General features: G+C 71.1%; 10 protein-coding genes and 3 pseudogenes. 6 read left to right on the top strand and 7 right to left on the bottom strand.

The window, feature by feature from the left end; genetic code table 11:
- Positions 1-466: pseudogene (locus tag G6022_RS11770) on the top strand (adenosine deaminase); the annotation flags it as partial.
- A gap of 4 nt (positions 467-470) precedes the next feature.
- On the opposite strand, the gene G6022_RS11775 reads toward G6022_RS11770, so the two are convergent.
- The 4 genes from G6022_RS11775 to G6022_RS11790 all read right to left on the bottom strand — a co-directional run bounded on the left by G6022_RS11775 (position 471) and on the right by G6022_RS11790 (position 4635).
- Positions 471-866 carry a hypothetical protein gene (locus tag G6022_RS11775; RefSeq protein ID WP_179524098.1) on the bottom strand — a complete coding sequence of 132 codons (396 nt, stop codon included), beginning with the start codon at positions 864-866 and terminating at the stop codon, positions 471-473.
- Positions 867-900: 34 nt separating this feature from the next.
- On the bottom strand, positions 901-1896 hold the full coding sequence (locus tag G6022_RS11780; RefSeq protein ID WP_182638902.1) for an LLM class flavin-dependent oxidoreductase: 996 nt from the start codon (positions 1894-1896) through the stop codon (positions 901-903).
- A 13-nt stretch (positions 1897-1909) separates the two neighbouring features.
- The gene (locus G6022_RS11785) at positions 1910-3526 is read right to left on the bottom strand and encodes an AMP-binding protein (protein WP_182638900.1); all 1617 of its coding nucleotides are present in this window, start codon (positions 3524-3526) and stop codon (positions 1910-1912) included.
- 62 nt (positions 3527-3588) lie between these two features.
- A complete protein-coding gene (locus tag G6022_RS11790) occupies positions 3589-4635 on the bottom strand; it encodes an AraC family transcriptional regulator (protein ID WP_179524095.1) in 1047 nt (348 codons plus the stop codon).
- A gap of 90 nt (positions 4636-4725) precedes the next feature.
- On the opposite strand from G6022_RS11790, the gene G6022_RS11795 reads away from it, so the two are divergent.
- The 4 genes and pseudogenes from G6022_RS11795 to G6022_RS11805 all read left to right on the top strand — a co-directional run bounded on the left by G6022_RS11795 (position 4726) and on the right by G6022_RS11805 (position 8209).
- Complete coding sequence (locus G6022_RS11795; RefSeq protein WP_182638898.1) at positions 4726-6234, top strand: NAD(P)/FAD-dependent oxidoreductase; 1509 nt, start codon at positions 4726-4728, stop codon at positions 6232-6234.
- Positions 6231-6755 (top strand): annotated as a pseudogene (locus G6022_RS11800) (SDR family NAD(P)-dependent oxidoreductase); the annotation flags it as partial. The gene G6022_RS11795 and the pseudogene G6022_RS11800, both read left to right, overlap by 4 nt.
- Before the next feature lie 79 nt (positions 6756-6834).
- Positions 6835-7005, top strand: a complete 171-nt coding sequence (locus G6022_RS16910) for a hypothetical protein (RefSeq protein ID WP_241731186.1) — start codon at positions 6835-6837, stop codon at positions 7003-7005.
- A gap of 145 nt (positions 7006-7150) precedes the next feature.
- On the top strand, positions 7151-8209 hold the full coding sequence (locus G6022_RS11805) for an NAD(P)-dependent alcohol dehydrogenase (RefSeq protein ID WP_182610066.1): 1059 nt from the start codon (positions 7151-7153) through the stop codon (positions 8207-8209).
- A 60-nt stretch (positions 8210-8269) separates the two neighbouring features.
- Here the strand turns inward: G6022_RS11805 and G6022_RS11810 are convergent, their stop codons facing one another.
- Positions 8270-8578: a hypothetical protein gene (locus G6022_RS11810; RefSeq protein ID WP_182638896.1), complete on the bottom strand. Its 309-nt coding sequence runs from the start codon at positions 8576-8578 to the stop codon at positions 8270-8272.
- A 251-nt stretch (positions 8579-8829) separates the two neighbouring features.
- Between G6022_RS11810 and G6022_RS11815 the strand changes: the two genes are divergently transcribed.
- Entirely contained in the window at positions 8830-9426 is a 597-nt protein-coding gene (locus G6022_RS11815; protein ID WP_182638895.1) for an HD domain-containing protein, read from the top strand.
- A gap of 3 nt (positions 9427-9429) precedes the next feature.
- On the opposite strand, the gene G6022_RS11820 is transcribed toward G6022_RS11815, so the two are convergent.
- Together G6022_RS11820 and G6022_RS11825 are read right to left on the bottom strand one after the other, a co-directional pair.
- On the bottom strand, positions 9430-10065 hold the full coding sequence (locus G6022_RS11820) for a hypothetical protein (RefSeq protein ID WP_017835462.1): 636 nt from the start codon (positions 10063-10065) through the stop codon (positions 9430-9432).
- A gap of 91 nt (positions 10066-10156) precedes the next feature.
- Positions 10157-10988, bottom strand: a pseudogene (locus G6022_RS11825) (allophanate hydrolase); the annotation flags it as partial.

Consider the following 10988-nt stretch of genomic DNA (forward strand, 5'->3'; position numbering starts at 1 on the left):
CCGCGACGCCGGTCTGGGCGTGGTGCCCCACGCCGGGGAGCTGGCCGGGCCCGAGGAGGTGCGGTCCGCACTGCAGCTGGGCGTCGACCGCATCCAGCACGGGGTCCGCGCCGCCGAGGACCCCCGGCTGGTCGAACAGCTCGCCGCGAGCGGGGTCTGCCTGGACGTGTGCCCGAGTTCGAACGTAGTTCTGGGCGTCTACCCCACGCTCGGGGACCACCCGCTCCCCGCGCTGCTCGACGCCGGGGTCCGCTGCTCGATCGGCGCCGACGACCCGCTGCTGTTCGGCGTCGACGTGGTGGACGAGTACGTGCTGGCGCGCGAGCGGATGGGCATCCCCGAGGCGCGTCTCGCCGCGTGCGCCCGGTCGTCGATCGACTCGTCATTCGCGCCCGCCGATCTCAAGCGCGACGCCCTCGCCCGGGTGGACGCGTGGGAAACCGGGGCAGCCGACCCGGCCGGCTGAGCGCTCAGGCGCCTCGGCGGATCCTGTCGGCCGCGAGGATCATCGGCACCTGCAGCGGCAGGCGGCCCCACGCGATCACCTGGTAGGGCCACACCGGCTTCCTCCGCCAGGCCCGCACCATCTGCACGTTCCCGGGCAGTACCCCGACGAACAGCGCCACTGCCGCCGCCCCGCCCAGGGCCCGGGTCCGGGGCACGGCCAACAGTGCCGCCACGGCCATCTCAGCGACGCCGGACCCGTAGGTCCACGCCCGGGCGCTCCCCGGCAGCTCCGGCGGGATGAGCCCGTCGAAGGGTCGGGGCGCCACGAAGTGCAGCGCGCCCATCGCCCCCAGCGCGGCGGGCATGGACCAGTACCGGACGGCGTGTGCCGTGTCGTTGAGTGCCGTGTCGTTTCCCATTCGCCCGAGACTACGGACCCCGATCCCGGCGTTCTCACCGAACGTGCGGCAGCACTCGTTCCCCGAGCAGTCGCAACGACTCCCACGCGGCGTCGATCGGCATCCCGCCGCACATCGGGTGGCCCGCGATCAGGCCCAGTTCGCGAGACCGGACCCGCTCGACGAGCTGGTCCGGGGTGGCCACCAGGTACACCCCCTCGGCGCGCAGGTCCTCGACCGAGCGGGCGTCGGAGTGGACGAAGGAGTTGCGACCGGAGGCCGTCTGCCAGGCACGGTAGGCCTCCGCGTCGGCGAGGAGGTACCCGCCGTACCTCTCCCAGAACTCGTCGGGATCCTGCGCGCAGAATACCGCGGCGGGACCGGAGACCGGGGTCACCACGAGGCCGGGCTCATGCCCGTTCGCGCGACACTCGGCCCGGTACAACTCGGCGAGCTCCGGATCGTTGACCTGCGGTTGGTAATGCATGCCCAGGCGCCCGGCCCGACGGGCGGCCGCGCCTGCGCCGCCGAGGAAGATCAGCGGGTGCGGATCCGAGAATGGTCTCGGTGTCACGCGCGACCGAGGCGAACCGTCGACCGGATCGTCGCCGACCGGTTCCCCCGCCCACGCCGCGAGCATCGTCTCCAACTGCTGTTCCAGCCGTGCCCCACGCCTCTTCCAGTCCCGGGAGTGCATCGCGTATTCGACCGGTCGGTAGCCGAGCCCGAAGGTGAAGCTCACCCGCCCGGACGCCACGTGGTCGAGGACCGCGATGTCCTCGGCCAGCCGGACCGGATCGTACAGCGGCGCGAGCAGGGCCCACACCGCGATCTGGATCCGCTCGGTCACCGCGGCCACCGCCGCCGCAGCGATGAGCGGCGACGGGAGATAGTCGTCCTCGGAGCCGTGGTGCTCGGAGAGGTTGACGGCGTCCTGGCCCGACTCCTCCGCGTACCTGGCCATGGCGAGGGCCGCCCGGTAGCGGTCCCGGCGCTCGGCCGCGTCCGCGCCGGGCGCCCGGAAGTCGAAGCGGGTGACGACGTAGACCATCAGGCGCGGTCCATCAGACCGCGGTACCCGCGCGGGAGTCGGCGAGGACCGCATAGGACGTGCCTCGCTCCTCCCGCTCCCACCAGGTGTCGGCACCGCCGGCGGTGCCGCCGACCCCGTCCTCGACCAGGGCTCTCTTGAGGATCTTGTTGGTCGCCGTGGTGGGGAGCGCATCGGAGACCCGGACCCAGCGCGGCCACGCCTTGGGCGAGAGATCGGGCTGGGAGGCCAGGAACTCCTCGAACCCGGCGGGCTCGAGCTCGCTGTCGTGCCGGACCACCATGGCCGCGGCGAGCTGGTCGCCGACGCCGCGGGGGTCGGGCAGCCCGTACACCGCCACCCGGGAGACCGCGGGATGCCGGAGGACGATCTCCTCGACGATCCCGGCGGCCATGTTCTCCCCGTCGACCCGCAGCCAGTCCCCGCTGCGACCGGCCATGTACACGTTGCCGTCCGCGTCGCGGTAGGCCAGGTCGCCGGACCAGTACATCCCGTCCCGCATGCGATCGGACGTGGCCTGCTCGTTGTTGTAGTAGCCGGCGAAGAAGCCGGCTCCCTCGGTGTTGACCAGCTCGCCCACACACTCGTCGAGATTGGCCACCGCACCGGTGTCGTCGAAGATCGCGCGGGGACACTCGGTGACCGTCACCGGGTCGTACACCGCGACCCCCGGGAACGGTTCGCCGATGGACTCGAGCGGCGAGTTCTCGGTCCGGACGACGATGATCGCGAGTTCGGTGGAGCCGTAGGCGTCCCGCACGGTGCAGCCGAACCGCTCGGCGAACGCGGGGATGTCCTTGGCCGCGGCCTCGTTCCCGAAGGCCGCGCGCAGGGTGGTCTCCGCGTCGTCGGGGCGAGCCGGGGTGTCGAGGATGTACGCGAGCGGTTTCCCCACGTAGTTCATGTACGTGACCCCGTACCTGCGGATGTCGTCGCCGAAGCGGGTCGCACTGAAGCGTCGGGCGAGCACCATGGTGGCGCCCACGGCGATCGCGGGCGAGAAGCCACTCATGATGGCGTTGGAGTGGAACAGCGGCATGGACAGGTACAGCACGTCCTCGGAGGTCAGCTCGAAGGACGGAGCGAGCGCCTCGCCCGACATGGTGACCGTGAAGTTGCCGACCTGTACCGCTTTCGGGTCCCCGGACGTCCCCGAGGTGAAGATGAGCATGAACGGGTCGCCGGCATCGGCCACCGGGGGATCGGCCGGGGGCTCCGACGCGGCGACCGTGGCCGCCCACTCGTCGGAGTCCGTGTCGATGACACTGACATCGCCCAGGTCCAGCCCGTCGAGCAGGGGCGCGAGCTGGGAGTCGGTGAGCAGGACCTGACAGTCCGCCCGCCTGATGTCGCGGGCCAGCCCCTCACCGCGACGAGTCGCGTTGATACCCGCGATGACGACGCCGCCGAGAGCGCCCGCGGCGAGCGCGTAGAGCATCTCCGGGGTGTTCTCCAGGAGCGTGCCCACGTGCCGGGGTCGGGAGTCGTCGAGCATCGCGTCGAGTGCTCCGGCGCGACGGTCGGCGGCCGAGATGTACTCGCGCCAGGAGATGGTCAGGTCCTCGTAGCGGATCGCCGGGGAGTCGGAGTCGGCGTGACGGCGGAGTTGTTCGCGAACGGTGTCGACCATGGGGGTCCTCGGGGACGCAGGGGCGGTGTGATCTGGATCATAGCGAGTCCAGCTGACACTCGTCAGGAAAGTTCGATCGCGGGCCGACCCACGGCGCCCGGACCCCTCCTGTCGGCCCTGAACTGCCTGGCCGTGACCCCCCACCACCGGCGCGCGTACTGACTGAACGTCGTCACGTCGTCGAGGGCCAGGGCCGAGGCGATCTGGTAGAGGGGGATCTCGGTGGTGGCCAACAATCGGGCGGCCACATCGCGCCGCACCTCGTCCCGGATCCCGGAGAAGGACGTGCCCTCACCGGTGAGGTGCCGCTGCAGGGTCCGCGGCGAGACCGAGAGGAGTGCGGCGACGTCGCCGAGGGTCGAGGTCCCCGTGTCGAGGGACCGCAGGAGCAGGGTCCTGGTCCGCTCGGCGTACGTCTGGTCCCGTGCGGGACCGTGCTGTTCCAGATAGCTCAGAGCCAGCTCGTGGGCCATCAGGTCGCCGCCCGTGATCTCCCGGCCGAGGAGCGCGGCGGGGACGCGGAGCATCGCGGCCGACGCGAGTGGTCTCGCCGGGGCGGAGAACAGCTCCCGGTAGCGAGCGGGCACCGTGTTGAGCGGGTTCGGGAGCTCGACCGACAGCAGTCCGTACTCCCCCCCGAGGAGGGCGAGCATGGACCGGTGCAGGAAGAGCAGGACCATGTCGACCGCCTGGGGAGGCAGCGCGGCCGCGTCGTCCCGGTAACCGAACCGCACCCCCAGCACACCGGGGTCCGCCTCCGGATCCGGGACGACCGTGATCTCGAGCGACCGGGCGTGGAAGAACAGGTACTTGGAGGTCATCTCCAACGCCCGGGTGGTGGTCGGGGCGTGCCTGATGGCCGCGGCCACGGGGCCGAGCAGACCGAGGTCCTGACGCAACGCCACCCGCAGGCCGAAGTCGGGGCAGCGCAACTCGACGGCCGCCGTCTCGAGGAGGAAGCCGATCGCGAGATCCTGCACCAGGATCTCGTCGCTGTCGAGGGCGCCGCCCGGCAGCCCACTGCGCCGGGCCAGGTCGTCGGCGTCGCCACCCAGCGCATCGATCACCGCCCTGACGCCCCTCAGGCCTGCAGATCTGACGTATGCCACCTCAGAACTCTCCGCCACATGGCGCGATAGAGCAACCTCTTGGCGCGTTTCGGCAACTTGTTCGGCGGGATCGGGACTATCGTCCTCCGTATGACAGCCTCTGCTGACCGCCGCCCACCGGCCGGCGCACCCGAGAACCCGCTGGACCTCCTGATCGTCGGCGCCGGCATCTCCGGCATCGACCTGGCCCACCACGTCTCCACCACCTTCCCCCACTGGTCGTGGGAGGTCCACGACGCACAGGACGACCTGGGCGGCACCTGGAACACCTTCCGCTACCCGGGGATCCGGTCGGACTCGGACATGGCCACGTTCGGGTTCCCGTTCCGCCCCTGGCCGCACTCCTCGACCCTCGGGCAGGGTGAGGAGATCAAGGAGTACATCCGCGACACCGCCCGCGAGTGCGGAGTCCTCGACCGCCTGCATCTGGGGTCCTGGATACAGAACGCGGACTGGCAGAGCGAGAAGGGCCTGTGGAAGGTCACGAGCGTCCGGGCGGAGGACGGGAGCTCCACCGAGCGCACGGTGTGGGCCCGCCGCGTCCACTACGGGTCCGGCTACTACTCGCACTCCCAGGGCTTCCGACCCGACTTCCCGGGCGAGCAGGAGTTCGTCGGCGAGATCATCCACCCCCAGCTATGGCCCGAAGGCGTCGACTACGCGGGGCGGAAGTTCATCGTGATCGGTTCCGGAGCCACCGCCGTCACCCTCGTCCCGGCCCTGGAGAACCTCGGCGCCGACGTCACGATGCTCCAGCGGACCCCGAGCTACGTCGCCCCGCTCCCCGAGAAGGACATCATCAGCGCCGTGTGGCAACGCGTGCTGCCGGCACAACCGGCCTACCGCGCCGCCCGTTTCACCCACGGCGCTCGCGACATGGTCCAGTATCTCGTCGCTCAGCGGTTCCCCTGGGCCTTCACCCAGGGGCTGCGGCTCCTGCAACGCCGCTACATCTCCCGCGAGCAGATCGCCGAGCACTTCACCCCGTCGTACAAGCCCTGGGACCAGCGGGTGTGCAAAGCCCCCGACGGGGACATCTTCCGGGCGATGCAACGGGGCGCGCGCGTGGTGACCGGACACATCGACACGTTCACCGAACGCGGTATCCGCCTGGATTCGGGCGTGGAGCTCGAGGCGGACGTCATCGTCTCCGCCACCGGCCTGGAACTCGAGGCGTTCGGCGGCGGAACCCTGAGCATCGACGGCCGCGAGCTCGAGCCCGCCGACCTGACCACCTACCGCGGCATGATGCTCGCCGGCGTGCCCAACTTCAGCTTCACCGTGGGGTACGTCAACGCCTCCTGGACCCTGCGGGCGGACATGGTCTCCCGCTACATGGTCAAGCTGTGGCGCGCGGGCGAGAGGAACGGGGAGAAAATCTACGCCCCGATCCCGCCCGAGGTGAAGGGCGATCGCCCGCTCCTGGACCTCGACGCCGGGTATGTCCAGCGCGGCGTGCACCGCTTCCCGAGGCAGGGAACCGACCGTCCCTGGACATATGTACAGAACTACCTCGCCGAGATCCCCGAGCTGACCTTCGGTGACCAGCGTCGCGACATGGCGTTCGACGCGCAGATCCCGCAGGAGGCCGTCCGATGACCCGCCGCGTCTTCATCACCGGCGCCGCCTCGGGGCTGGGTCTGGCGCTCGCCCGCGAGTACCTGGCGGCCGGCGACGAGGTCATCCTGACCGACCTGCACGCCGAGGCCCCACCCGCCGTGACCGGCCTCTCCGGCCAGTGGAGCTACCGCAGGCTCGACGTGACCGACGACGACGACTGGGCCGCCGCCGCGCGTGCCGTGGACTCGCTGGACATCCTCATCAACAACGCCGGCATCGCGGTCGGCGGGCGGCTGGACGCCACGTCGATGGACTCGTGGCAGCGCATCGTCGACATCAACCTGCTCGGAGTGGTCCGCGGGTGCAAGACGCTGGTCCCGACGCTCGGACGAGGCGGCCGGGTGGTCATCACCGCCTCCGCCGCAGGTCTGGTGCACGCCCCCCACATGGGCGCCTACAACGCGACCAAGGCCGCGGCGGTCGCTCTGGCGGAGACCCTCGACGCCGAGCTTCGCCCCCGCGGCATCAGCGCGTCCGTCATATGCCCCCTGTTCTTCCGGTCCGGACTCGCCGATTCCCTCTCCGGCGACGACCCGAAGGCCGACGAGGCGGCGCGCATGCTCCTCTCCAAGACCCCCCTTGACCTCGGAGAAGGTCGCCGCGCGATCGGTGCGGGCCATCCAGGCCCGGCGGTTGGTCATCACTCCCGACGCGCTGAGCACCGCCACCTGGTACTCCAAGCGGTTCACCCGCGTCCCCTTCCTGGCCGGGACGCGTCTCATCGGCCGCGTGGTCGAACGACGGGGTTGACCGCCGTCACCCCCGGGGAGGCGGCTGCACCGCCCGTGGCCATCCGTGACCTCGTCGGACGAGCGGGGACGGCACGATCGCCTCTACTGTGGCGGCCACGGGATCAACAGCCAGTTCACGTTCCGCTCGACCCAAGGGAGATCACATGGACGTCGCCGCCGTCGCCGCCACCGCACCGGACGCACCTCTGGAGAAGACCACCATCCGGCGCCGGGACACCGGGCCGGCCGATGTGCTCATCGAGATCGAGTACGCCGGCATCTGTCATTCCGACATCCACCACGTGCGCGGCGAGTGGGGTCAGACCGCCTACCCCGTGGCGCCCGGACACGAGATCGTCGGCATCGTCCAGGAGGTCGGTTCCGAGGTCACCCGGTACACGGTCGGCGATCGCGTCGGCGTCGGGTGCCTGGTGGGAGCCTGCCACGAGTGCTCGTCCTGTACCGCGGGCCAGGAGCAGGAATGCGAGCGCGGGGCTGTGGCGACCTACGGCTCACCGCTGCCCGAGGACCATCCGGAGGGGCCCGTCACCCAGGGCGGGTACTCGACCCACATCGTAGTCGAGGAGCCCATGGTGGTGTCCGTTCCGGACGGACTCGACCCGGCCGCGGCGGCGCCGCTGCTGTGCGCGGGGATCACCATGTTCTCGCCGCTGCGGCAGTGGAACGTCGGCCCGGGCACCAAGGTCGCCGTGCTCGGCATGGGCGGGCTCGGGCACGTCGGTGTCAAGCTCGCGGTGGCGATGGGCGCCGAGGTGACGGTCCTGTCTCAGACCACCTCCAAGCGGGACGACTCGCTGCGGTACGGCGCCGTCGAGCACTACGCGACCGCCGGCGACGAGGGCAAGGCCACGCTCCGGGAACTGCGCGGCACCTTCGACGTCATCCTCAACACGGTGTCCGCGAACCTGCCGCTGGACCGGTTCCTCGCCACGCTCAAGCCGCGCGGGGCGCTGGTCAACATCGGGATCCCGACCGAGCCGATGTCGGTGCGGGCCGGGTCGGTCGCCGCCGGGCGCAAGATCCTGACCGGGTCCATGATCGGCGGTATCCCCGAGACCCAGGAGATGCTCGACTTCTGCGCCGAGCACGGGATCACCGCCGAGATCGAGCTCATCTCGGCGGACAAGATCAACGAGGCCTATGACCGCGTGGTCCGGTCGGACGTGCACTACCGGTTCGTCATCGACGCCAAGACGTTCTGACCCACGGCAGCCCGACCCACCGGGCGGGGACTCGCCGGGGCGGGGACTCACGGGCCTGACTCACCGCGGGGCGACCTGCGCGAGCAGGTCCGCGAAGTCCTCGTCCCGCGCCTCCAGGAACCGGTGCGCCTGCTCGGCGAAGTCCGCCAGCCCGGTCAGGCGCCCCGAACTCCGGGTCGCGTACACCGCCGCCGCGCCACACGCCCGGTCCAGGGCTGAGGCGATCGCCGACCCCCCGGGCAGCGCGGCCGCCACGCCCGCCGCGACGTGCGGGAACGTCACCTCCGCGACTCGCTCACCGGACTCGCGGAACACCGCGACGGCGGCCCCGATCCTGTCCGCATCGGCTCTGATCGTCCCGTCGGGCATCTGCTCACCTCGTCGTCGTCGTGATCTCGTCCTCGCATCGCGGTCATGAGGTACGACGTCCCCACCCCGCCGGTCGGTTCCAGCGGACCCGGTACAGGCCGGTACCCACCCGACCTGTCGTACCCGTGGTGTCTACTCGGGGTGTGGGAGAACAGCGCTCCCCGGCCGCCGGACCACCGGTCGCCGGCGCCCGTCCCACGACCCGGTGGCGTCGCCCGGCACCGGGACCCCTCCCACAGAGGAGAGCATCCATGTCCCTCACCTGGACACCCACCATCGACCGCGCGCTCGCGGTCGCGGCCCGCTGCCACGCCGGCCAGACCCGCAAGGACGACCCGACGCCCTACATCGCGCACCCCGTGGCGGTGGCGATGATCGTGTCCGACTTCACCGACGACCCGGACGTGGCGGTCGCCGCGCTGCTCCACGACGTTCTCGAGGACGTCCCGCCGTCGGTCTACTCGGCCGATGACATGATCGCCGAGTTCGGCGACCGGGTCACCGAGCTCGTCCGCGGCGTCTCGGAGGAGAAGACCGCGGGTGAGGTGACCCCGCCGTGGCGGGTGCGCAAGGAGGGGTACCTCGCCGCGCTCGCGGAGGACTCGGAGGAATGCCTGCTCATCTCGGCGGCGGACAAGATCCACAATCTGCGCTCGATGGTCGCCGCCCACGAACGACTGGGTGACGACATGTGGGGGCTCTTCAACGCCAGGCCGCAGGAGAAGCTGTGGTTCTACCGGTCGATCGCGGATGCGGTCACCCGACGGCTCGGTGACTGCGCGGCCTCGCGTGAGCTCCGCCGGGCGGTGGACGACGTCGCGGCACTGGCGCCGGTGAGCGGCGGCTGAAGGTCACACCGCCGGGAACTCGGCCTTGATCCGCAGCAGGGTCTTGGCCTGGGTCCGCCCCTCGAGGCCGAGAACCAGGCCGGCGGACTTGAGGCGCCGGGCGAGGTCGGAGTCCGCGGCGAACTCGGACTCCGACTCGATCGTGATCTCCACCCGGCGTCCGCCGTTGAGCAGCACCGACTGCTTGGCGGCGTCCAGGCCGGGGATGTTGGTCCACCGGATCGGCCCGGGGTCTCGAGGGGAGGCCCCCGAGCCCGAGAAGGAATAGTCGAAGTCCGTGCTCTGGGTGCGGGTCACCTTGCCCCACCCGGCCATCGGTCCCACCCCCACCCGGGCGGCGACGGCGTTGCGGCGGGCGCTGTAGGTGGCGCACTCGATCTCGCAGGCCCCCAGGGTGTTCATCACCCTCAGCGCCTCCTCGAACCGCTGCCGCAGGCTCCACGCGTCGTACTGGCCGAACGGCACCAACAGCGGGCGGCCCTCGATCGGCGCCTGCACGTAGACCACCCGGGGGACGACCTCGCCCTCCACCACGTCATACCCCGACCGCACCTGCATCGGACGTTGGATGACGTCGGTGAGCAGACCGCGCTTGTCGGTGACGGGTGCGGTCTCGTAGAAGGACACGAGCTGACTCACTGGCGCTCACCTCACTGTTCGAGGTCGCGGCGGGTGCGGACCTGACGCCCAGAGTATCCGGCGCCGCACGATCGGCCCGCCCGTGCCCGGCTCACCCGAGGGGCCACTCCCCGAGTTCGGTGAGGTCGTCGGCCTCCGCGGTGACGGCCGTGGGCTCGCAACCGAAGCCGACCATCTCCGTGCCGTCCTCGAGCGTCACCCGGCCGAGCTGCATCGGCCTGGGGAGCTGGTCGAGGAAGCTGCCGAGCGCCGCCGGGGAGACCGTCCACCTCTCGCCGAGCAACGCGGCGCCGTCCGGGTGACGCAGGACCCCCGGCTTGGGCGGTTCGGTGTCGAGGCGGTACATCCGGTAGTCGGTGCTGGACCGGACCGGCCCACGCCAGGCGGCGCCGCGTGAGGTGAGCTGGTGTTCGAGCGGGCCCCCACGCCGGTGTGCGCCGAACACCACAAGGTCGACGGTCGGAGCGCCCGCGCGCAGCGGCCACGGCACGAGTGGTTCCTTCTCGGAGTCGCGTTCCCCGGCCAGCACGGCGGCGATGTCGGCCACCGGTCCGTCGTGGAACGGCCGCCCCACCACGGTCACGCCGAACTCCGCGGTCCCTCGGCCCCCCTCGTCGATCTCGCTGGTCGGCACCGCCACGGCGCACATGTCGAAGAGGTTGCAGAAGTTCGTGTACGTCCCCATCCGGCTGTTGAGGGCGATCGGGTCGGCCTCCACCTCGGCGATCGTCGGGTGGAACGGCGCGGTGGGCACGAGCAACGCGGTCGCGCCCAGCCGGTCGAGTTCGGCGAGCGCCTCGCGCCGTAGTGCCTCGACCTTCCGTCGGTCGCGCAACAGGTCCACCGCCGCGATGTCTCGGGCGGGGGCGATGATGTCGCGGACGGTCGGATCGAGGCCCGCGTCCGGGTCCCGAACCGAGTCC

This window comes from Dietzia sp. Cai40 (assembly GCF_014145165.1).
Lineage (GTDB): Bacteria > Actinomycetota > Actinomycetes > Mycobacteriales > Mycobacteriaceae > Dietzia > Dietzia natronolimnaea.